Consider the following 23698-nt stretch of genomic DNA (forward strand, 5'->3'; position numbering starts at 1 on the left):
GTTTTTTATAAGTTGAAATTTTATATCTTAGTTAGAATTTGAAAAAAATTTTAATCCTTATAAGAGTTTTTTATTATCAATGTATATTTTCTAAGTAAATTAGTTAATGACCAGTTATTAACTTAGTATGATTTGAAATTGAATATGGACAATTATTTATAATTATGTTACTATTTTTAAGTAATTTTTATAGGCGATGGAGTTCGCCATTAAATGCTTTATGCTAATGACTCCTACAAAATACAAGTTATATGTTTATATAGCTTATATTTTGTAGGAGTTATTTTTTGCTCAAAAATTATTAATATCAATGAAGGGAGAATATAAATGAAGCAAAAATCTAAGAAATATTTAAAGTATATAAGTAGAAATAATACCTTTCTTCTAGGAAAGACATTTTTAAAGTGGCTATTAATAGGAAGTTTAATAGGAATTTTTATAGGAGGAGTAATAGCTATATTTTTAAAATCTTTAGAATGGGCAACTGATTACAGAGTTAATCATGGCTTTGTTTTATTTTTACTTCCTATTGGTGGAGCTTTAGTAAGCTTTCTATACTATAAGTTTGGAAGGAACTCAGTAAAAGGTAATAATTTAATTATTGAAAATATAAATAATTATTGTGGAGATGTACCACTTCGCATGGTTCCCTTAGTTTTCTTTGGAACAGTTGTAACTCACTTTTTTGGAGGATCAGCAGGTAGGGAAGGAACTGGAGTACAGATTGGTGCAAGTATAGCAGAAACTATAGGAAAGTTATTAAAATTAAATAAGGAAGATTCAAAGATAATGCTTATGGCAGGGGTAAGTGGAGGATTCTCAGCTATATTTGGTACACCGCTTGCTGGAACTATATTTGGATTAGAAGTCTCTGTATTAGGTAAAATGAGTTATGAAGCTTTAATACCAAGTTTCTTTGCTAGTATTGTTGGAAATGAGGTTGTTAAAATCTTAGGAGTGCATCATTCTCATTATAAGGTTTTGGGAGTGCCAGATATCTCAGTTCTTATTATTTTAAAAGTAATAATTTCAGCAATTTGTTTTGGACTAGCTAGTAGATTATTTAGTGAACTTACACATAAATTAAAAGGTCTATTTTCTAATAAGTTTAAGAATACCTCATTAAAAAGCTTTGTAGGAGGATGTATTGTAATATTATTAGTTTATTTAGTAGGAAGTAGAAAATATTTAGGTTTAAGTCTTCCTTTATTATCAGAAGCTTTTGATGGACATGTATCACCTTTTGATTTTTTAGGGAAACTTATTTTTACATCAATAACTTTAGGTGCTGGATATCAAGGGGGAGAAGTAACTCCTTTATTTGTTATTGGATCAACCTTAGGAAATACATTATCAGGAATATTAAATTTATCACCTTCATTTTTAGCTTCTTTAGGGTTAGTAGGTGTATTTGCAGGAGCAACTAATACGCCTATTGCTTCTTTTGTTTTAGGAATAGAGATGTTTGGAGTAGGAGGTGCACCATATTTATTTATGGCGTGTGCAATAAGTTATATCTTCTCAGGGCATACAGGAATATATACTTCTCAAAAAATAGGAGTAAGTAAGAGTAATTTAATAAATTTTTCTCATGATTCAACTCTCGCATCATTGAGTAAAAGGGAAGAGGTAAAACTATAGTCAATCAAATAAGTCACTTTCTAATTTTTTTATAAGAGTATTTTTATAAATAGCTTATAGTATTCTTTGAAGTTTTTCTAAAGAATACTATAAGTTAATAAAAAGTAAATAAATTCATAAAAAATACACTTTTAGGATTAGGTATAAGTTAAAAGCTACTTTGTTTTAAAATAAACTTAATTTTAAAATTAAATTCGTAAATAACCTATAGAAAAATTATATGAAGTAAAATTTTTGAGTTTTGATTTTGAAATTATTAACTGTTTATAATATTTTTAGAAGATAAATTTAGAGGTGATTTATATGGATATAAATTTAGATGCTTTAGTAGAAGCTAATAGAAGATATACAAAAGAAGGACATGTAGCTACATATATTCCAGCCCTTGCAAAGGTAAATCCAGATCAATTAGGTGTTTGTATTTATGATTTAAAAGAAAATAAAGAATTTTCAGCTGGAGAATATGATGTTAGGTTTGCAATTGAAAGCATATCAAAGGTTCCTACATTAATATTAGCTATATTAGATAATGGAATAGAAAAAGTATTTTCAGAAGTTGGAACAGAACCTTCTGGATTTGCTTTTAATTCAATTATGAATATGCAAATAAATCATAAAAATAAACCATCAAACCCATTTATTAATGCAGGAGCTATTAAAGTAGTATCCTTACTTAAAGGGAAAAATGATGAAGAACGTTTTAAAAGAATTTTAGATTTTTATAGAAAGATTATGAATGATGATGAAATTACTTTAGATACTGAAATATATTTATCAGAAAGAGAAACAGGTGATATAAACAGATCTCTTGCTTATTATATGAAGGGTAATGGAATCATGGAAGGTGATGTTACTGATATTTTAGATTCATATTTTAAACAATGTTCAGTTTTAGTTACAGCTAAGGATTTAGCAAGATTAGGTGCTGTATTAGCTAATGAAGGGGTTATGCCTTGGAATGGTGAAAGATTATTTTCTGTAGAAACAGCTACTGTTGTTAAATCATTAATGACTACTTACGGATTATATGATGAATCAGGAGCTTTTTCAGTTCATATTGGACTACCATCTAAAAGTGGTGTAGGAGGAGGAATACTATCTTCAGTTCCTAATAAATGTGGTATAGGATTATTTAGTCCAGCCTTAGATGTACCAGGAAATAGTGTTGCTAGTATGAAACTTCTAAAGGAAATAGCAGATAAATTAAAATTAGATATATTTAGATAGAAGTTTTTAAATAAGTAAATTAGGTTTAAGTATGTTTAGAGTGATTAAAAATCTAAATATATTTAAGCCTATATTTTTTAGAATTTAACAACTATTTTATAGGTTAAAGAATATTTAATAGTGTAGAGATTAATAAGTAGGTTAATATTTATTTTATATTTAATAACATACTTTATATAAATATGTTGTTTAAATTAATTCTAAAATAAAAATATTCTAATATGAATTAAGACTAAATATTTTAACATTTATTTAGCATATCTTATAATAAGTTCATTTAAAGTATTTGAGGAGTTTATTATGGGATTAACTTTAAGTTTTAAAGATATAATTATAAGGTTGTTATTAGCAACAATAGTTGGAGGGGTTATAGGTTATGAAAGAGAGTATCACAATAGAGCTGCTGGATTTAGAACACAAATATTAGTTTGTGTAGGCGCAGCTATAGTTTCTTTAATAGAAATAAGATTAGGTCAGGATGTGTTCGAAGCCATAAAAGATAATTATTATATAAGAAGTGTAATAAAAATTGATTATGCTAGATTGGGAGCTCAGGTCATTTCGGGAATTGGCTTTTTGGGCGCAGGAACAATATTACAAAACAAAGGATCAGTAAAAGGGTTAACAACTGCTGCATCACTATGGGTTGTGGCTTGTCTTGGTTTAGCTATTGGTATGGGGTATTATAACTTAGGCATTTTAGGGTTTTTATTTATATTCTTAACCTTAGTAAGCTTAAAGAAGTTTCAATCTAAATTTATAACCAAGGCTGGAGAAAAATGTTTTGAAATAATATATGAGAAAGATTCACAAGTTTTAGAGTTTATAGATAAGATTTTCACTCAAAAAGGTGTAAAGATAAAAAGCATAGAGTTTTTGGGGAGAAATAACAATGAAGCTGCACAATATAAAAATGCTATATATAGAGTTGAATTACCTAACTATATAGAAGTTGGTGAAATAATAAATAAATTAAGTATAAATGATGGAATTATAAAAATAAGTGAATATAATGACATATAATAATGATTTATTGTAATTAAAATAAAGAAAAAATAAATTTAATACTTTGCTTTATAATTTGATATTTATGAAAATGTAGTTTTTTTCTACATAATAAGACAATAAATAAAAGAAAACTTACCCAAGTGTATCAATGTAGTTATTTGAAAGAATTATTTAGAAAAAACAAGAAAAACATATTTAATTTGTATAAATGACTATAAAAAGCTTAATTTATGGGGTTATATATGGTAAGATAAATCTCGTCGTTGAGAGACACACAAACAATTCATTTTCAAAATTAAATTTAATTAAAAAATTAAAAAAATATTTTGAAAAAAGTTGTTGACAAGATTTCGAAGTGATGATAAACTAAGGAAGTCGCTTGAGGGCGACGAAGAAATGGTCTTTGAAAATTAAACAGAAGATATTAACATAAACCAGCAATTCTTTTATAAGTAATATGAGTATAGATTAAACTTTTAAATTGAGAGTTTGATCCTGGCTCAGGATGAACGCTGGCGGCGTGCTTAACACATGCAAGTCGAGCGATGAAGTTTCCTTCGGGAAACGGATTAGCGGCGGACGGGTGAGTAACACGTGGGTAACCTGCCTCATAGAGTGGAATAGCCTTCCGAAAGGAAGATTAATACCGCATAATGTTGAAAGATGGCATCATCATTTAACCAAAGGAGCAATCCGCTATGAGATGGACCCGCGGCGCATTAGCTAGTTGGTGGGGTAACGGCCTACCAAGGCGACGATGCGTAGCCGACCTGAGAGGGTGATCGGCCACATTGGGACTGAGACACGGCCCAGACTCCTACGGGAGGCAGCAGTGGGGAATATTGCACAATGGGGGAAACCCTGATGCAGCAACGCCGCGTGAGTGATGAAGGTTTTCGGATCGTAAAGCTCTGTCTTTGGGGAAGATAATGACGGTACCCAAGGAGGAAGCCACGGCTAACTACGTGCCAGCAGCCGCGGTAATACGTAGGTGGCGAGCGTTATCCGGATTTACTGGGCGTAAAGGGAGCGTAGGCGGATGATTAAGTGGGATGTGAAATACCCGGGCTCAACTTGGGTGCTGCATTCCAAACTGGTTATCTAGAGTGCAGGAGAGGAGAGTGGAATTCCTAGTGTAGCGGTGAAATGCGTAGAGATTAGGAAGAACACCAGTGGCGAAGGCGACTCTCTGGACTGTAACTGACGCTGAGGCTCGAAAGCGTGGGGAGCAAACAGGATTAGATACCCTGGTAGTCCACGCCGTAAACGATGAATACTAGGTGTGGGGGTTTCAACACCTCCGTGCCGCCGCTAACGCATTAAGTATTCCGCCTGGGGAGTACGGTCGCAAGATTAAAACTCAAAGGAATTGACGGGGACCCGCACAAGTAGCGGAGCATGTGGTTTAATTCGAAGCAACGCGAAGAACCTTACCTACACTTGACATCCCTTGCATTACTCTTAATCGAGGAAATCCCTTCGGGGACAAGGTGACAGGTGGTGCATGGTTGTCGTCAGCTCGTGTCGTGAGATGTTGGGTTAAGTCCCGCAACGAGCGCAACCCTTGTCGTTAGTTACTACCATTAAGTTGAGGACTCTAGCGAGACTGCCTGGGTTAACCAGGAGGAAGGTGGGGATGACGTCAAATCATCATGCCCCTTATGTGTAGGGCTACACACGTGCTACAATGGCTGGTACAGAGAGATGCAATACCGCGAGGTGGAGCCAAACTTAAAAACCAGTCTCAGTTCGGATTGTAGGCTGAAACTCGCCTACATGAAGCTGGAGTTACTAGTAATCGCGAATCAGAATGTCGCGGTGAATACGTTCCCGGGTCTTGTACACACCGCCCGTCACACCATGAGAGTTGGCAATACCCGAAGTCCGTGAGCTAACCGTAAGGAGGCAGCGGCCGAAGGTAGGGTCAGCGATTGGGGTGAAGTCGTAACAAGGTAGCCGTAGGAGAACCTGCGGCTGGATCACCTCCTTTCTAAGGAATACATCTTAGGACAACTAAGATGATAATGAATTCTGGATAATATCTCTGTTTAATTTTGAGAGACTATCTCTCAAAATTGTTCTTTGAAAATTGCACATAATTTAATTTATAGAAACAACAAGCCAAATTGGCAAAACCAATTTCTATTCTTTGTAAAATGAGAACTATAACTAATATAGGTCAAGCTACAAAGGGCGCATGGTGAATGCCTTGGCATCAGGAGCCGATGAAGGACGTGATAAGCTGCGATAAGCTTCGGGTAGGCGCACATAGCCTGAGATCCGAAGATTTCCGAATGAGGAAACTCACATGGGAAACCCCATGTATCATTAAGTGAATACATAGCTTAATGAAGGTAACCCAGGGAACTGAAACATCTAAGTACCTGGAGGAAGAGAAAGAAAAATCGATTTTCTTAGTAGCGGCGAGCGAAAGGGAAAGAGCCCAAACCGGAAACTTGTTTCCGGGGTTGTGGACATAACATAAAAGTGGAGGCTATTGTAACTGAAGAGAACTGGAAAGTTCCACCGTAGAAGGTAATAGTCCTGTAAGTGAAACGAGAAGACCACGAGTTATGATCCAGAGTACCACGAGACACGTGAAACCTTGTGGGAAGCAGGGAGGACCACCTCCCAAGGCTAAATACTACCTGATGACCGATAGTGAAGCAGTACCGTGAGGGAAAGGTGAAAAGAACCCCGGGAGGGGAGTGAAATAGAACCTGAAACCGTGTGCCTACAACCGCTCAGAGCCCCTTATGAGGGTGATGAGGTGCTTTTTGTAGAACGAGCCAACGAGTTACGGTATGTAGCAAGGTTAAGTACTTAAGGTACGGAGCCGAAGGGAAACCGAGTCTGAATAGGGCGACTAGTTGCATGCCGTAGACCCGAAACCGGGTGACCTATCCATGGCCAGGTTGAAGCGAGGGTAAAACCTCGTGGAGGACCGAACCACGTTGCTGTTGAAAAAGCATGGGATGAGCTGTGGATAGCGGAGAAATTCCAATCGAACCCGGAGATAGCTGGTTCTCTCCGAAATAGCTTTAGGGCTAGCGTCGAGTATGAGTAGTGGAGGTAGAGCACTGAATGGGCTAGGGGGCATAGCGCTTACCGAACCTTATCAAACTCCGAATGCCACATACTTTGAGCTCGGCAGTCAGACTACGAATGATAAGATCCGTGGTCAAAAGGGAAACAGCCCAGATCGTCAGCTAAGGTCCCAAAGTGTAAGTTAAGTGGGAAAGGATGTGAGATTTCTAAGACAACTAGGATGTTGGCTTAGAAGCAGCCATTCATTAAAAGAGTGCGTAATAGCTCACTAGTCGAGAGATCTTGCGCCGAAAATGTAACGGGGCTAAACTTACCACCGAAGCTACGGGCTTGAACTAAGTTCAAGCGGTAGGAGAGCGTCGTAACCGGGCTGAAGTCGTACCGTAAGGAGCGGTGGACTGGTTACGAGTGAGAATGTTGGCATCAGTAGCGAGATGTGGGTGAGAATCCCACAGGCCGAAAACCTAAGGTTTCCTCAGGAAGGTTCGTCCGCTGAGGGTTAGTCGGGACCTAAGCCGAGGCCGAAAGGCGTAGGTGATGGACAACTGGTTGATATTCCAGTACCACTACCATCGTTATTATCGATGGCGTGACGCAGGAGGATAGTGTGTGCTAGCTATTGGATGCTAGTCTAAGCGTTTAGGCAGTGAGAGTAGGCAAATCCGCTCTCATAATGCTGAGGCGTGATGGGGAAGGTTCTACGGAACCGAAGTACATGATTCCACGCTGCCAAGAAAAGCGTCTAGAGAGAGAAGTAGTGCCCGTACCGCAAACCGACACAGGTAGGTGAGGAGAGAATCCTAAGGCCGGCGGAAGAATTACAGTTAAGGAACTCGGCAAATTGACCCCGTAAGTTCGCGAGAAGGGGTGCCTACGAGAGTAGGCCGCAGAGAATAGGCCCAAGCAACTGTTTAGCAAAAACACAGGTCTCTGCTAAAGCGTAAGCTGATGTATAGGGGCTGACGCCTGCCCGGTGCTGGAAGGTTAAGGGGAACACTTAGCGCAAGCGAAGGTGTGAACTTAAGCCCCAGTAAACGGCGGCCGTAACTATAACGGTCCTAAGGTAGCGAAATTCCTTGTCAGGTAAGTTCTGACCCGCACGAATGGCGTAATGACTTGGGCACTGTCTCAACTGTAAATCCGGCGAAGTTGTAGTGCGAGTGAAGATGCTCGCTACCCGCGATTGGACGGAAAGACCCCGTAGAGCTTTACTGTAGCTTAGCATTGAGTTTTGGTATTGTCTGTACAGGATAGGTGGGAGACTAGGAAACCAGGGCGTCAGCCTTGGTGGAGTCAACCTTGGGATACCACCCTGACAGTACTGAAATTCTAACTGGCGGCCATGAATCTGGTCACAGGACATTGTTAGGTGGGCAGTTTGACTGGGGCGGTCGCCTCCTAAAAAGTAACGGAGGCGCCCAAAGGTTCCCTCAGAACGGTCGGAAATCGTTCGAAGAGTGCAAAGGCAGAAGGGAGCCTGACTGCGACACCCACAAGTGGAGCAGGGACGAAAGTCGGGCTTAGTGATCCGGTGGTACCTCGTGGGAGGGCCATCGCTCAACGGATAAAAGCTACCTCGGGGATAACAGGCTGATCTCCCCCAAGAGTCCACATCGACGGGGAGGTTTGGCACCTCGATGTCGGCTCGTCGCATCCTGGGGCTGAAGTAGGTCCCAAGGGTTGGGCTGTTCGCCCATTAAAGCGGCACGCGAGCTGGGTTCAGAACGTCGTGAGACAGTTCGGTCCCTATCCGTCGCGGGCGTAGGAAATTTGAGAGGAGCTGTCCTTAGTACGAGAGGACCGGGATGGACTGACCTCTGGTGTACCAGTTGTTCCGCCAGGAGCACAGCTGGGTAGCTAAGTCGGGAATGGATAAACGCTGAAAGCATCTAAGCGTGAAGCCAACCTCAAGATGAGATTTCCCATAGCGTAAGCTAGTAAGATCCCTTGAAGAACACAAGGTTGATAGGTCGGGGGTGTAAGCATGGTAACATGTTCAGCTGACCGATACTAATAGATCGAGGGCTTGACCAAATATAGTAAATTAAATATGTGCAATTTTGAAAGAACAAAGTTTTTTCAAACATCTGGTGATGATGTTCTTTAGGGTAACACCCGTTCCCATTCCGAACACGACGGTTAAGCCTTTAGAAGCCGATGGTACTGCACGGGAGACTGTGTGGGAGAGTAGGTGGTCGCCAGGTTAGTTTGGCCCCTTGGTCAAGCGGTTAAGACACCACCCTTTCACGGTGGTAACAGGGGTTCGATTCCCCTAGGGGTCACCATTAACTCGATAAGCAATGCTTATCGAGTTTTTTATTTATAAAATTTTTTGTTTGATGAAAATAACTGGCTATGACAGTGTGTTTAAATAAGTTTTAGACATATAAGAAAAAATCTTTTTGTTCAAATAAAAATAAGTTCTCAGTCAATTTGAGAAACAAAATAATGTTTTTAAATGGATCTAAGAGAATCAAATTACATATCTTCTTCATTTCAACCTTGTTAATAAAAGTATTTTTATGTAGAATATAATAACAAGGAATGTAGAAAAAAAGATATTTTATTAATTCATAAAAGGGAAATGTTTATGTTTTTTTATTAACTGAAAAAGACTCATGTTTTTAATTAACATAGATAAGGAATAAAAAAATTATTAATTTATAACTAAAATTAAAAGTTAAATAATATATGAAGAGGTTACCATAGATGAAGTACAATAGTGTTATCAGAAAAGCTATTTTTTTAAGAAGACCAAATAGATTTCAAGCTTATGTAGTTTTAGATGATGAGGAGTTATTAGTTCATGTTCCTAACACTGGAAGGTGTAGAGAGATTTTAAAAGAAGGATGTACAGTTCTTTTAAGAAAAGGAACTACTCCAAATAGAAAAACTCCTTATGATTTAATTGCAGCTTATAAGGGTGAGGTTTTAATAAATATAGATTCTCAGATTCCTAATAAAGTTGTAGAAGAGGCATTAATAAATAAAAAGATAGAAAAGTTAGTAAATTTTAATAATATAAGTAGAGAAAAAACTTTTGGAAATTCTAGATTTGATTTTAAATTACAAGATGATAATGAAAATACATACTTTTTAGAAGTAAAAGGGGTAACTTTAGAGGAAAATGGAGAGACTAGGTTTCCAGATGCTCCAACTGAAAGAGGAAAGAAACACATATTAGAACTGATTGAAATTAAAAAATTAGGAATGGGTGCAGGAATAATTTTTTTAATACAGATAGATAATGTAAATAAGTTTTCTCCTAATGATGAAACAGATCCTAAGTTTGGGGAAGCATTGAGATTAGCTAAAAAAGAAAGAGTAGATATCTTTGCATATAATTGCAAAGTTACTGAAGAGGAAATTGAGTTACTTAATCCTGTAGAAATAGTTTTATAAGTTTAATTTATAGAATTGAAAGGTAGAAGTCTAAATAGCATAAGTTAAGGCATCTATTATCATAATTTTAGTTTATAGAATTAAAATTATAAATATATGTAAAATATAAAACACAAAATATTAAATATTAAGTTAATGTTAGTGGATTTATTATTTAAAGTTAGAATTTATTATTTAAAGTTGAATTTATAGAAAAGATATGATAAGTATTTGAGAATATGAAAGGTGGTGAACTTTAGTTAGCTTAATTTATATATTACTATTCTTATCTAAAATAGCGAATTTTTATAAGTTATAGATGGTGATTTTAAGAAATTACAGAAGAAAATATATTTGTTTTAACTTAGAATCAGATAAATTTGAAATAAAAAATTATAGAAGGTAATATATTTGCTTTACTAAAGAAATTAATTATGAAATTTAAATATTGTCCGTTATGTGGTGAAAAATTAGAGTTAAAGAATAGCTGGGATGAGGGAATGATACCTTATTGCAGTAAACATGATATGATGTTTTTTGATTTACCTAAGCCTTGTATTGTTGTTGCTGTAATAAAAGGTGATGAGATAATTCTTTTAAAGCAAAGTTATATATATGAAAATTCTAAAGTTCTTATATCTGGATATGTAGGTGTAGATGAATGTGCAGAGGAAACTGTTTATAGAGAGGTAAAAGAAGAAACAGGAATAACAGTTAAAGATATAAAATATTTAGGTAGTGATTTTGTAAAGGGAAAAGAATTACTTATGCTAACTTATTTAGCATATTATGAATCAGGAGAAATAGAGAAATCAACTGAAGTAGAAGGAGCTGCTTGGTACAATATAGAGGATGCTCTTTGTGAATTAAATGAGGATAGCATAGGAAAAAGAGTGGTAAAAAAAGTTTTAAAAGAAATAGGTTATGAAGGTACTAATGCATTTAGATGTGAAGGAAATAATTGTAATGTATAAATTTTTTTATTAATAATTTTAGTTTATACTATTGCATTATTTGAGATTTTTTAGTAACATTATAAACAATAATTAATATAATAAAAGCATAAATAATTTGAAAATAGGACCAAAGTAGAGGTGCCGTAATTAAGAGTAGTCATAAGTAGCTGACAAGTGTTTTATGTATGATGAAAGGGATTATGGCCGAAGAGATATTAATGGTGATTAATATTTCTGGGTATATGTATAATATGCATATAACTGTCACTTTGAAAAAAGTGGAGTGCTACAAGGTACGCTAAGTTGCGATTAAGGCAGCAAAGGTGTTCCTTTGCTGTTTTTATTTATTGGAATTAAATGCCAGGAGAGTCGGTAGCTTTGCATACTTTTATACTCTGCCACTAAAAAAGTTTGTGGAGGGAAAAGATATGAAATTATTTGGATCAATGAAAGTAGAAGAAAATGAGTTATATGTTGGAGGAGTAAAAGCAAGTGCTTTAAGCAAGGAATATGGAACTCCTTTATATGTTATTGATGAAGAGTTAGTGAGAAGCAATTGTAGAAGATACTATAATGCTATGAAGTGTGAAGAAAGAGGAAACAGAGTTACCTATGCAGGAAAGGCATTTATAAATATGTCCATGTGCAATTTAGTTAATGAAGAAAATTTATATTTAGATGTTGTTTCAGGTGGAGAGCTTTATACTGCTTATAAAGCAGGTTTCCCATTAGAAAGAATATATTTCCATGGTAACAATAAATCTGATTATGAAATAGATTTAGGAGTAAGATTAGGAATTGGAAGATTTATAGTTGATAATATTCATGAACTAGAAGTTCTTAATTCTATAGCTCAAGAATATGGAAGAGTTCAAAAAGTTTATTTGAGAATAACTCCTGGAGTAGAGGCCCATACCCATGAATATATAAAAACAGGTCAATTGGACTCAAAATTTGGATTCCCTGTAATTGGTGATACAGTTTATGACGCTATTAAAAGAGCAATGGAATTAGAGTATATAGAACTTAATGGATTGCATTGTCATATAGGTTCGCAAATATTTGACTTAGAACCTTTTGAAGATACAACAGAAATTATGCTAAATCTTATAAATGATATAAAAGAAACCTTAGGATATGAAATAAAAGAATTAGACTTAGGTGGAGGATTTGGTATATATTACACTGAAGGAGATAAGCCAAAAGAAATAGAAGAATATTGTTCAGTTATAATAAATAAAGCTGATGAAATATGCAGAAAGTTAAATATGAATGTTCCTATATTAAGTATAGAGCCAGGAAGAAGTATTGTAGGGAATGCAGGATTAACTCTTTATACTGTAGGAGCTATAAAAGAAATTCCTAATATAAGAAAATATGTAAGTGTAGATGGTGGAATGAGTGATAATATAAGACCAGCCTTATACAGTGCAAATTATGAATCATTAATAGCTAACAGAGTTTTTGATAATTCTAAGGAGATAGTTACTGTAGCGGGAAAATGCTGTGAATCAGGGGATGTACTTTTAAATTCCATAGAGATGCCTAGAATGGAAACTGGAGATATATTAGCTATAATGTCTACAGGAGCATATGGACATTCAATGGCTAATAATTATAATAGAATTCCTAAGGCGGCAGTTGTAAGTGTAAGTAATGGAATTTCAAAAGTTATGTGTAAAAGAGAAACTTATGAAGATTTGCTTAGAAATGAATGTTTTTAATTAATATAAAAGTTGTATGGTAAAAAAACTATACAACTTTTTTTATTAAAAGTATTTAGAATAATGTATTAAAGTATATAATAAAAGTGAAGGATAATAATGAATATAGTAGAATATAATTTTTTTAGAATTATATAAATTTATTTAATAAAATTAAGAATCAAAAATTATTTAATAAATTAGATTGTTTCAAAATATTACTATTTAAAAGTGAAAAATATTTAATAATGAAAGACATAAAAAAGACACAATAAGTTGATAAAATAATATTGAAATATTTATGAAACTTGAGGGAAAAAGTATGAATTAAAGTTTACAAAGTTATGGTAATTTATGATATACTTATACTTGATACTTTAAGATTATTAAAGGTAAAAAATTCTAAAATTATTGAGGAATAATTTTAAATTGAGTTTAAAGATTTCTCATACTAATATTCGGAGCAAGGAGTATAAAATGAAAAAAATAATAGTAGATAGAATAGAAGGACATTTTATTGTATGTGAAGATGAAAAAGAAAATATTTTAGAATTAAAAAAAGATGACGTAATAGGTGACGTAAAAGAGGGGGATGTTTTAGTTAAAGGCAAAGATGGTAAGTTTTGCTTGGATAAAGCGCTTACAGAAAAAAGAAAAAAAGAAATAGAAGATTTGATGAAAGGTATGTGGGAATAGTAATGAGTTCTAGTAATACAAAGAAGAAATCATTCTTTTTAGATTGGATTATACCAATTTTAGCAGCTTTACTATTAGCAGCTTTGATTCATCAATTTTTATTGTTTAAGATAAAAGTTCCTACAGGATCAATGATGCCTACAGTAGAGATTGGTGATCAATTATTTGTTACTAAAATATATAATCCTAATAATATCAAAAGAGGAGATATAGTAGTTTTTAATTCTGATGAATTAAAAGAACCACTTTTAAAACGTGTCATTGGATTACCAGGTGAGCATGTTGAAATAAAAAGTGATGGTTCAGTTTATATAAATGGAAATAAACTTGAAGAAGACTATGTAAAATATCAAGGTGGAAAAACTGATATGTCTTTTGATGTTCCAAGTGGAAAGTTTTTAATGTTAGGTGACAATAGAAATAATAGTGATGATGCTAGATATTGGAGCAATCCTTATATAGATGGAAAAGACATAGAAGCAAAGGCACAGTTAACAGTATATCCTTTTGATAGAATAGGATTTGTAAAATAAACGTTAGAGAAGGAGGAATGATGTATGTTTAAAGATAAAAAAATGCTTAAATATATTGTCATATATAGTATTATAGCGTTTGGTATATTATTAACCTTTAATATGGTTAAAGATGAAATGCTATACGAAAAAGTAGATTATAGTACTTTCATGCAAATGTTAGATAAAAAAGAAGTTAAATCAGTAAACTTTTCAGGAAATCAAATTGAGATAACACCTTCAGATAGCAGTAATTTAAAAGGGAAAATCTTATATACAACTAATCCAGCAGTTGCTGGTATTACTCAACCAGAGTTAATTAAAGATTTAACTGTAGCTGGGGTAGAATTCAATGTAACTAAACCAGAAAACTATCAACTTTTAGGTTTATTAATGTCATGGGTTTTCCCATTAATACTTATATTCTTTGTTGGTAGAATGATGTTCTCTAAAATGAATAATAAAATGGGTGGCGGAGTAATGTCATTTGGTAAAAATAATGCTAAGCTTTATGCTGAAAATGAGACTGGAATAACATTTAAAGATGTTGCAGGTCAAGATGAAGCTAAAGAATCCTTAGTAGAAATTGTAGACTTTTTACATGATACAAGAAAATACGTAGAAATAGGAGCTAAGCTTCCAAAGGGTGCTTTATTAGTAGGGCCTCCAGGAACAGGTAAAACTTTACTTGCTAAGGCTGTTGCAGGGGAAGCAAAAGTACCATTTTTCTCTATGTCAGGTTCAGACTTCGTTGAGATGTTTGTAGGTATGGGAGCTGCGAGAGTAAGAGATTTATTCAAGCAAGCAGAAGAAAAAGCTCCATGTATAGTTTTCATAGATGAGATTGATGCTATTGGTAAGAGTAGAGATGGTGCTATTCAAGGAAATGATGAAAGAGAACAAACTCTTAACCAATTATTAACTGAGATGGATGGTTTTGATTCTTCAAAAGGAGTTGTTATTTTAGCAGCTACAAATAGACCAGAAGTTTTAGATAAAGCTTTATTAAGACCAGGTAGATTTGATAGAAGAATAATTGTTGATAGACCAGATTTAATAGGTAGAGAGGAAATATTAAAGGTTCACTCTAGAGACGTTAAATTATCAGATGATGTATCTTTAGAAGAAATAGCAAAATCTACTCCAGGTGCTGTTGGGGCAGACTTAGCAAACATAGTTAATGAGGCTGCTTTAAGAGCCGTAAAACATGGTAGAAAGTTTGTAATTCAAGAAGACTTAGACGAAGCTGTTGAAGTTATAATAGCGGGTCAAGAAAAGAGAGATAGAATACTTTCACCAAAAGAAAAGAAAATAGTTGCATATCATGAAGTAGGTCACGCATTAGTTGCAGCTTTATTAAATAATACTGACCCAGTTCATAAAATAACAATAGTTCCTAGAACAATGGGAGCTTTAGGATACACAATGCAACTTCCAGAGGAAGAAAAATACTTAGTATCTAAGGAAGAAATGATAGATCAAATATCAGTTATGCTTGGTGGTAGAGCAGCAGAGGAAGTAGTATTTAATAGTATAACTACTGGTGCATCAAATGATATTGAAAGAGCTACTCAATCAGCTAGAAATATGATAACTATTTATGGTATGAGTGAGAGATTTGATATGATGGCTTTAGAAGCTATGAGTAATAGATACTTAGATGGAAGACCAGTTAGAAACTGTTCAGAAACTACTGCTGCCATAGCTGATGAAGAAGTTTTACAAGTTATTAAAAAAGCTCATGAAAAATCAATTAAGATTTTAATTGAAAATAGAGAGTTATTAGATGAGATAACAGGTGTTCTTTTAGATAAAGAAACTATCATGGGTGACGAATTCATGGAAATAGTTTATGGTAAATATCCAGAAAAGAGAGAAGCTGATGAAAAGGCTAAGAAAGAAATTCAAAGTCTAAGAGAGCAAGCTTTAGCTAAGAGAAAAGAAAAAGAAGAAGCAATCAAAAAAGCTAGAGAAGAAGCATTAAGATTAGAAGAAGAGCAAAGAAAACAAGATGAATTAAAAGCTATGATCGAAGCTCAAGAAGAGGCTGCAAAATTAGCAAGAGCTAATAATGAAGCTAACAATGATGCTTTAGATTCATCTAAAGAAAATGAAGAAGTTAAATCTAATGTTAATGATGGAGCTACAGAAGAAAAGAAAGATGATAGCTCTACAAATAATAAAGTTGACGGTGAATAGAAATAAGGCGCATAAAAATATAGAAAAAAATATTTTCTATTTCACTTTTAGTGTTAGTTTAAAATAATATACACTATAATTTTATAAGATGATAAAATGTGCATGAAGTTAAAAATGCTTCATGCACTTTTTGACTTTTCATTTGTATTTTTAATGAGAGGAAAGTTAATGTTATAATTGGGTATAATGTAATAGAGAAAGTAAGAAAGGAAGATTCTAATGACTGATAAAAAAGATATAGAATTTTTAGTTGAAGAGAAAAAATTAGAGGAAGTTTCTAATATATTAAATGAAGAAATGCTTTCATATATAAATAAAAGAAAATTTGTAACACAATATATATTAGATTATAGAAAAAATGCAGTTGAAGAATATAAAGATGATGAAGATAAATTAATAGAGTACTTTGACCATGAAAGATATGTAAAAGAACAAGCCTTTACTACAATAGATAAAAAATTAAAGGAATTAACAATCTTAAAGGAATCACCTTACTTTGGAAGAGTTACTTTTAATGATTTAGAGTTTGATCAAAAGGATACTTTATATGTTGGTAGATTTGGAGTAACTCCAGAGGGAAGCTATGAGCCTGTAATAGTAGATTGGAGAGCCCCTGTGGCTTCACTTTTTTATCATGGTAGTTTAGGAGAAGCAAGTTATACATCACCAGATGGACCTATAAAATGTGATATAGAAGGTAGAAGACAGATTATAGTTAAAAAAGGAGAATTAAAGGGAGTTTTTGATTCAGCCATAGATGTAAAAGATGATATTTTACAAATGGTTCTAAGTAATAACAGTTCTGATAAGCTTAAAGATGTAATAATGACAATCCAACAAGAGCAAGATGAAATCATAAGAAAAGAGAGAACTTCTAATATAGTTGTAAATGGAGTAGCAGGTAGTGGTAAAACTACAATAGCTCTTCATAGAGTTGCATACCTTTTATATAACTATAGAAAAGAATTAGAAGATAAAGTTCTTATCTTAGGACCAAATGGTATATTTATGGAGTATATTTCACAAGTATTACCTAGTCTTGGGGAAGTAGGAGTAAAACAGGAGACTTTTGCTAGTTTTGCTTTAAAAGAAATGGATAGTGAATTATACATAATGAGTTTTGATAAGTATTTAGAAAAAATACTTTCAGAGGATAAAGAGTTTATAGAGGATGCTAAATATAAAAATTCATATGAGATAATTAAAGATTTAGATAACCTAGTAAAAGAAATGGATAAGGATTATTTCCATGTTGAAGATGTAAAATACTTTGGTGATTTAGTTATTTCAAAAGAAGAAATAGAAGAAATGTTTAATAAACATTATGAGTATATGCCTTTATTCAGAAGAAGTGAAAAAATTAAGAGAATAATATTATCTAAGATAAAGGATAAGAGAGACGAAAAAGTTTGGGAGCTTAATGAAGAATTAAGAAAAGAAAAGGAAAAATTAACTCCTGAAGAACTTTTAATTGAAGAAAATAACTTAGAATTTAGAAGAAAATTAAGAATAAGAGAAATTGTTAAGGAAGTAATGGATTCAAGAGCTAAGTTAGATAGTTGGATTTCAAGAGAAGATGTTTTAGATATCTATGATAGATTTAATGGAAATAAAAAAGAATATACAATAAATGATTTAGCACCAATATTATACTTAGCAATAAAATTAGAAGGTAAAAAAGCAACAAAAGATTATAGACATGTGGTTATAGATGAAGCTCAAGATTATTCACCACTTCAATTTAAGGTTGTAAGAGAATTAACAGGAACTAAGTATTTTACTGTTGTAGGAGACGTAAATCAAAGACTTATTAAATATTCAGACTTAGCTCCTATGATGGAACTAGGAAAAATATTTGATGATGTAAATCCAGATATTTATAACCTAAATAAAAGTTATAGAAGTACTTATGAAATAATGGAATATGCAAATAAATATCTTGATGAAGATAGAATAATTCCTATAGTTAGACATGGTAAACCAGTTGAGGAAATTGAATTCCATAATGATGAAGAACTTTCAGAAAGCATTATTGAGTCTTTAAAAGAATTTTCAAATGAAGGCTTAGAAAGTATTGCTATTATAACAAGGGACAAAGAAGAGTTAGAAAAGGTGTATAATCTTATAAGTAATAAAGTGCATTTAGTTAAGTTTGATAACGAAGATGTATTATATAAAGGTGGAAATGTTATAATACCATCTTACTTTGCAAAGGGATTAGAATTTGATGGGGTTATTATTGTAGATAATGGATCATTAAAGGATGAAAATGAAGATCTAATAAAATATATAATGAGTACTAGAGCGCTTCATAGATTAAAAGAAATACAATTTAAATAATTTTACTTTTTAAAAGGATTTTATAAAAATAGATTTTAATAAAAGTTACAAGCATATTTTGAGAGTTTTTAAACTAGATATTTTCATTATACTCTTTGTAACTTTTATTATTAAACTTTTATAAAATCCTTTTTGTTTTACTAAAGGAGATTAAGTTTTATTGCTGTATAAAATTTGTTTAACATAAGAATAAAATGTATAAAAACACAAAAGGGATATCTAGAATCAAATAATAAATTTGAAAATAAAATATATTAAAATTAATTAAATAACTAATGAATATGTTTTCTATATGAGTATATAGTTATAAAATGCTTATTAAAAATAATTTTATATTAAAAATCAACCTTTGCAATATATTTATATTAAAAAAATATATTGCATTTTTATTCATTAATAATGTATAATTATTCAAGAAGAGAGCAATGAGCGAATAAATATTAGGGGGAATATATATGAAAAAGAATATATTTAAAAAGATATTGTCAGTGGCTATGATTGGAGGATTGACTTTAAGTTTAGCAGGATGTGGGGCAAAAACTGCTAAAGAAAATGGATCTAATGATAAGGTAGCTAAGATAAAAGAAAGTGGAAAATTAGTAGTTGGTCTTAGTGCTGATTATGCACCTTATGAATTCCATATAATTAAAGATGGAAAAGACCAAATCGTTGGGTTGGATATAGACATTGCAAAAGAGGTTGCTAAAAATCTTGGGGTTGATTTAGAAATTAAAGAGATGGAATTTGGGGCTATAATTCAATCTGTTAAAAATGGAATGATTGATATGGGGATTTCAGGAATAACTCCTGATGAAAAAAGAAAAGAAGCAGTAGATTTTTCAGATATTTATTATGAAGCAGAGCAAGGAATATTAATAAATAAAGATAATAAAGAATCTATAAAAGGAATTGGGGATTTAAAAGGAAAAAAAGTTGGGGCTCAAATGGGGTCTATTCAAGCAGAGATAGCTAAAGGAATAGAAGGAGCCGATGTTAAGCTTTTAGATAATGTAAATACTTTAATTTTAGAATTAAAAACTGGTAAGTTAGATGCTGTAATTACTGAACTTCCTGTTGCTAAAATAGCTTCAGAGGTTAATTCTGAGTTAGCTGTTGCAGATGAGGTGATTAAAAACTCAGAGGGTGGTTCAGCCATAGCAATACAAAAAGGAAATAAAGACTTAGTTGATGAAGTCAATTCTACAATTAAAGAGTTAAAAGAAAGTGGAAAGATAGATCAATTTACAAATGATGCTATTGAATTAGTTCCATATCAAAAGAAAGAAGAATAAAATTAATTTTAATAATTAGGGGGCAATACTATGGGGGGATTAGACTTCAGTTTTTTAAAAGAGTATTTTCCAGTATTTTTGGAAGGTGCTAAATGGACATTAATAATTTCAGCAATAACAGTTATTTTGGGAGCTTTATTAGGAACAATTTTATGCTTTATGAAACGTTCCAAATTTTCAATATTTAAAGTTAAAATTTTAAGGGTTATTTCTACTGCTTATGTAGAAGTTATAAGAGGAACACCTCTTTTATTACAAATATATATAGTTTATTTTGGATTACCTTCCTTTGGAATTCAATTAGAGGTTTTACCTTCATGTATTATTGCTATTTCCTTAAATTCAGCAGCTTATGTTTCAGAAATAATAAGAGCAGGGATAGATGCTGTTGATAAGGGACAATTAGAAGCCGCTAGAAGTTTAGGAATGGCAGAAGGAATGGCTATGAGACTTATAATACTTCCTCAAGCTATAAAAAATATACTTCCTGCTATAGGAAATGAGTTTGTTGCCATAATAAAGGAATCATCTATGGCATCTACAATTGGAGTAGCAGAACTTATGTATTCATCAAAAATAGTTACAGGGGCTACTTATAAAGGTTTTGAACCACTTATTGTTATAGCAATGTTTTATTTTGTTATGACCTTTAGTTTAGGAAGAGTTATGTCTTATGTAGAAAAGAGGTTGAGTAAATCATGATAAATGTTAGAAATTTATATAAAAGTTTTGGTAAAAATGAGGTTTTAAAAGATATAAATGAAACAATAAAAAAGGGAGAAGTAGTAGTTATAATAGGACCTTCAGGATCAGGAAAAAGCACATTTTTAAGATGCTTAAATTTATTAGAGGAACCCACTTCAGGGGTAATTAATTTTGAAGGGGAAGATATAACAGATAAAAATGTTGATATAAATAAAATAAGAGAAAAGATGGGAATGGTTTTTCAACAATTTAATCTTTTCCCACATAAAACAGTTATGGAAAATTTAACAATAGGACCAACAAAAATAAAAAATATTTCTAATGGTGACGCTGTAAAAAAAGGAAGTGAATTATTAGAAAAGGTAGGTCTTTTAGATAAAAAGAATGTTTATCCAAATTCACTTTCAGGAGGACAAAAACAGAGAATAGCTATAGCAAGAGCTTTAGCTATGGAACCAGATGTTATGCTTTTTGATGAGCCAACATCTGCTTTGGACCCTGAAATGGTAGGAGAAGTTTTAGGAGTTATGAAATCTTTAGCTAAAGATGGAATGACCATGGTTGTAGTAACCCATGAAATGGGCTTTGCAAAGGAAGTTGGAGATAGAATATTATTTATGGATGAAGGAAGAATAATTGAAGAAGGTACTCCAGAGGAGATATTTCAAAATCCTAAAAATTCAAGAACTAAAGATTTTTTATCAAAAGTTTTATAAATGCCTTTAAGAGATTAAATCTTAATAGATTTACTCTTTTAAATAAATTAATTAGTACAAAAAGAGGATGTAAAGACAAAAATCTTTATGTCCTCTTTTGTATTTTAAAATAAAAATTGATTATTGAATAAATATTAATTATTTTTTAATGAAAATTTTACTGTAAATGTTATAATATTTAAGTAAATATTATATAAAAAGATAGTGAGGAAATTTTATGAAGGAAAAAGTAAAAAGCTTTTTTAAGTGTAACTGGGTTTTTATTTTCTTAGTGATAACACTTCAAATAAAATCAATGTTACTTTTATCTATGCTTAGAACCCCAGGGTCTAGAGGAATTAATTTTGACTTAATGTATTTTACTCCCCCTGCTTGGTGGGCTCATATAGCAATAGTTACGTTAATAGCGAGTTTTGTTTATCTATTTAAAGGTAAAGGAAGAATGTGGGCAGGTATAGTTATTGATATTCTAGTAACAATTTTATTCGTAGCTGATATTTGGTATTACAGAGTAAATGGAACGTTTTTATCAATAAGACATATAATTGAGCCAGGAATATTTAATCCTGTAGGAAAGAGCTTATTTAATTTAGCTAAAGTAGATGTAGTGTTCATAGTTGATTTTATAATATTATTTTTAGTTTATAACTTTACAGGTTTAAAAAATGTTAAATACAAAAATAATATAAAAACTAGATTAATTGCATTTATATGCCTTTTTGGAATAAGTGCAACAGTAATAGGGGTATCACACTACTATATAGATATTCAAAGAAAATCAGATAAAAGTTTTTTAAGAATATCATGGGCGCCTTTTCAAACAATTAGTGATTCAAGTCCATTAGGATATCATGGATATGATATTTATTATTATGCTAACAGAAAAGAAACTTTAACTGATGCTCAAAAAAATGAAATTAAAACTTGGTTTGATGAAAACAAAGAAGATTTACCAGATAACAAGTATAAAGGTATGCTTCAAGGAAAAAATGTTATAGCCTTGCAGGTTGAGTCTCTTGAAAACTTTGTTATAGGTAAAAAAGTTTATGGTCAAGAGATTACTCCAAACATAAATAAACTTTTAAAGAATAGTTTATATTTTGATAATATAAAAGAACAAAACAATTCAGGAACAAGTTCAGATTGCGATATAATGGTTAATACATCAATACTTCCTGTTAGAGAAGGAACTACAGTATTTGGGTATCCATGGGCTGAATATAATACTTTACAGAAAATATTAAAGAGTAAGGGATATTCAACAGTTTCAACACATCCAGAGGTTCCTGGAAATTGGAACTGGGCAGAGGTTCATAAGGCATTTAAAGCTGATGAAATATGGGACGCTCATCAGTTTGATCAAAGTGAAATCATAGGACTTGGAATGTCAGATGAATCTTATTTAAGACAGGTTGGAGAAAGATTAAAGAGTCAAAAACAACCTTTCTATACATTCTTAGTAACATTAACAAGTCATGGACCATTTGATATGCCTAAGGATAAACAATATTTAAATTTACCAGAAGATTTAAATGAAAATATGTTAGGTGCATATTTCCAAAGTGTTAGATATACAGATGAAGCTATTGGAGAATTTATAAATCAATTAAAAGAAGAAGGTCTTTTAGACAATACTGTAATAATGATTTATGGAGATCATGGTGGAGTTCATAAATTCTACGAAGATAAAATAAAAGATGCTCCTTTAGAGGGAGATTGGTGGAAAGATGATGAAAAGGAAATACCTTTCTTAATATACAATCCAAGTATTAATGGAGAGACTATATCAAAAGAAGGTGGTCAAATAGATTTCTTACCAACTATAGCATACCTTTTAGGATTTAATAGAGATACTTTTGATAGTACAGCAATGGGAAGAGTATTAGTAAATACTAATAGAAATGCAAGCATATTAAACAATGGAGAAATAGTTGGAAATCCAACACCTGAAGAAAAAGCTCATTTAGAGAAATCATTTAATATTGCAGATATGATTATACAAGGAAATTATTTTAAAAATAATTAATTAAATTTAAAGCTATTAGCTATATTTTTATTAGGATTTAGCTAATAGCTTTACATATGTTTTATTAGTTTTAATATTAGGAGGGTAAGTTATTAAAAAGATAACAATTATTTTGATTTAATTAAAATATTTAATATATTATTTCTATTAAAATGTAAAAAGTTTACTTGGTAATAGATTCAAAAAATGCAATAATAATAGAGTAATAACTAAATATTTATTTAATAATTATATTAGAAAGGAGAAGA

General features: G+C 32.1%; 14 protein-coding genes, 1 tRNA gene, 3 rRNA genes and 2 riboswitches. All 18 genes read left to right on the forward strand.

From position 1 onward, the window contains the following. Positions 1–183 precede the first annotated feature (183 nt). Positions 184–243: riboswitch (Fluoride riboswitch) on the forward strand. Between the two features lie 84 nt (positions 244–327). The 18 genes from CPF_RS02845 (at position 328) to CPF_RS02930 (ending at position 23450) form a co-directional block, all read left to right on the forward strand. After that, positions 328–1641, forward strand: coding sequence for a voltage-gated chloride channel family protein (locus CPF_RS02845; RefSeq protein WP_003480303.1), 1314 nt, complete (start codon positions 328–330; stop codon positions 1639–1641). Positions 1642–1944: 303 nt separating this feature from the next. Further along, positions 1945–2868, forward strand: a complete 924-nt coding sequence (gene glsA, locus CPF_RS02850) for a glutaminase A (protein ID WP_011590262.1) — start codon at positions 1945–1947, stop codon at positions 2866–2868. A 300-nt stretch (positions 2869–3168) separates the two neighbouring features. Then, entirely contained in the window at positions 3169–3891 is a 723-nt protein-coding gene (locus CPF_RS02855) for an MgtC/SapB family protein (protein WP_003480305.1), read from the forward strand. Between the two features lie 462 nt (positions 3892–4353). Next, a 16S ribosomal RNA gene (locus tag CPF_RS02860) occupies positions 4354–5866 on the forward strand. Between the two features lie 187 nt (positions 5867–6053). Continuing rightward, a 23S ribosomal RNA gene (locus CPF_RS02865) occupies positions 6054–8958 on the forward strand. A gap of 52 nt (positions 8959–9010) precedes the next feature. Next, positions 9011–9128 (forward strand): 5S ribosomal RNA (gene rrf / locus CPF_RS02870). The 16S, 23S and 5S rRNA genes sit together here with 1 tRNA gene alongside, the layout of an rRNA operon. A 6-nt stretch (positions 9129–9134) precedes the next feature. After that, a tRNA-Glu gene (locus tag CPF_RS02875) sits at positions 9135–9209 on the forward strand. Between the two features lie 424 nt (positions 9210–9633). Continuing rightward, positions 9634–10326: a DNA/RNA nuclease SfsA gene (sfsA, locus tag CPF_RS02880; RefSeq protein WP_003460225.1), complete on the forward strand. Its 693-nt coding sequence runs from the start codon at positions 9634–9636 to the stop codon at positions 10324–10326. A 413-nt stretch (positions 10327–10739) separates the two neighbouring features. Continuing rightward, positions 10740–11279, forward strand: coding sequence for an NAD(+) diphosphatase (locus tag CPF_RS02885; RefSeq protein ID WP_003460223.1), 540 nt, complete (start codon positions 10740–10742; stop codon positions 11277–11279). Positions 11280–11386: 107 nt separating this feature from the next. Beyond that, a riboswitch (Lysine riboswitch) is annotated at positions 11387–11558 on the forward strand. 131 nt (positions 11559–11689) lie between these two features. Then, positions 11690–12985, forward strand: a complete 1296-nt coding sequence (gene lysA / locus CPF_RS02890) for a diaminopimelate decarboxylase (protein WP_003460208.1) — start codon at positions 11690–11692, stop codon at positions 12983–12985. A 456-nt stretch (positions 12986–13441) separates the two neighbouring features. Next, on the forward strand, positions 13442–13660 hold the full coding sequence (locus CPF_RS02895) for a DUF3006 domain-containing protein (RefSeq protein ID WP_003460209.1): 219 nt from the start codon (positions 13442–13444) through the stop codon (positions 13658–13660). A gap of 2 nt (positions 13661–13662) precedes the next feature. Next, the gene (lepB, locus tag CPF_RS02900; protein WP_003460206.1) at positions 13663–14193 is read left to right on the forward strand and encodes a signal peptidase I; all 531 of its coding nucleotides are present in this window, start codon (positions 13663–13665) and stop codon (positions 14191–14193) included. A gap of 24 nt (positions 14194–14217) precedes the next feature. After that, positions 14218–16371 carry an ATP-dependent zinc metalloprotease FtsH gene (ftsH, locus tag CPF_RS02905; protein ID WP_011590264.1) on the forward strand — a complete coding sequence of 718 codons (2154 nt, stop codon included), beginning with the start codon at positions 14218–14220 and terminating at the stop codon, positions 16369–16371. A 219-nt stretch (positions 16372–16590) separates the two neighbouring features. Then, positions 16591–18711: a HelD family protein gene (locus CPF_RS02910; RefSeq protein ID WP_011590265.1), complete on the forward strand. Its 2121-nt coding sequence runs from the start codon at positions 16591–16593 to the stop codon at positions 18709–18711. A gap of 455 nt (positions 18712–19166) precedes the next feature. Continuing rightward, entirely contained in the window at positions 19167–20003 is an 837-nt protein-coding gene (locus CPF_RS02915) for an ABC transporter substrate-binding protein (RefSeq protein ID WP_011590266.1), read from the forward strand. Between the two features lie 30 nt (positions 20004–20033). After that, positions 20034–20705, forward strand: a complete 672-nt coding sequence (locus CPF_RS02920) for an amino acid ABC transporter permease (protein ID WP_011590267.1) — start codon at positions 20034–20036, stop codon at positions 20703–20705. Then, the gene (locus tag CPF_RS02925; RefSeq protein WP_011009923.1) at positions 20702–21424 is read left to right on the forward strand and encodes an amino acid ABC transporter ATP-binding protein; all 723 of its coding nucleotides are present in this window, start codon (positions 20702–20704) and stop codon (positions 21422–21424) included. Before CPF_RS02920 ends, CPF_RS02925 begins: the two co-directional genes overlap by 4 nt. A 217-nt stretch (positions 21425–21641) precedes the next feature. Then, entirely contained in the window at positions 21642–23450 is a 1809-nt protein-coding gene (locus tag CPF_RS02930; RefSeq protein WP_003460224.1) for an LTA synthase family protein, read from the forward strand. The last annotated feature ends 248 nt before the right edge of the window (positions 23451–23698 follow it).

Source organism: Clostridium perfringens ATCC 13124 (assembly GCF_000013285.1).
Lineage (GTDB): Bacteria > Bacillota > Clostridia > Clostridiales > Clostridiaceae > Sarcina > Sarcina perfringens.

What these genes read in the sequence shown, in the direction of transcription:
- lepB (WP_003460206.1), top strand. Translation starts at nt 13,663, where the DNA reads ATGAGTTCTAGTAATACAAAGAAGAAATCATTCTTTTTAGATTGGATT.
- CPF_RS02885 (WP_003460223.1), top strand. Translation starts at nt 10,740, where the DNA reads ATGAAATTTAAATATTGTCCGTTATGTGGTGAAAAATTAGAGTTAAAG.
- glsA (WP_011590262.1), top strand. Translation starts at nt 1,945, where the DNA reads ATGGATATAAATTTAGATGCTTTAGTAGAAGCTAATAGAAGATATACA.
- CPF_RS02930 (WP_003460224.1), top strand. Translation starts at nt 21,642, where the DNA reads ATGAAGGAAAAAGTAAAAAGCTTTTTTAAGTGTAACTGGGTTTTTATT.
- CPF_RS02910 (WP_011590265.1), top strand. Translation starts at nt 16,591, where the DNA reads ATGACTGATAAAAAAGATATAGAATTTTTAGTTGAAGAGAAAAAATTA.
- CPF_RS02915 (WP_011590266.1), top strand. Translation starts at nt 19,167, where the DNA reads ATGAAAAAGAATATATTTAAAAAGATATTGTCAGTGGCTATGATTGGA.
- CPF_RS02925 (WP_011009923.1), top strand. Translation starts at nt 20,702, where the DNA reads ATGATAAATGTTAGAAATTTATATAAAAGTTTTGGTAAAAATGAGGTT.
- CPF_RS02895 (WP_003460209.1), top strand. Translation starts at nt 13,442, where the DNA reads ATGAAAAAAATAATAGTAGATAGAATAGAAGGACATTTTATTGTATGT.
- ftsH (WP_011590264.1), top strand. Translation starts at nt 14,218, where the DNA reads ATGTTTAAAGATAAAAAAATGCTTAAATATATTGTCATATATAGTATT.
- lysA (WP_003460208.1), top strand. Translation starts at nt 11,690, where the DNA reads ATGAAATTATTTGGATCAATGAAAGTAGAAGAAAATGAGTTATATGTT.
- sfsA (WP_003460225.1), top strand. Translation starts at nt 9,634, where the DNA reads ATGAAGTACAATAGTGTTATCAGAAAAGCTATTTTTTTAAGAAGACCA.
- CPF_RS02845 (WP_003480303.1), top strand. Translation starts at nt 328, where the DNA reads ATGAAGCAAAAATCTAAGAAATATTTAAAGTATATAAGTAGAAATAAT.
- CPF_RS02920 (WP_011590267.1), top strand. Translation starts at nt 20,034, where the DNA reads ATGGGGGGATTAGACTTCAGTTTTTTAAAAGAGTATTTTCCAGTATTT.
- CPF_RS02855 (WP_003480305.1), top strand. Translation starts at nt 3,169, where the DNA reads ATGGGATTAACTTTAAGTTTTAAAGATATAATTATAAGGTTGTTATTA.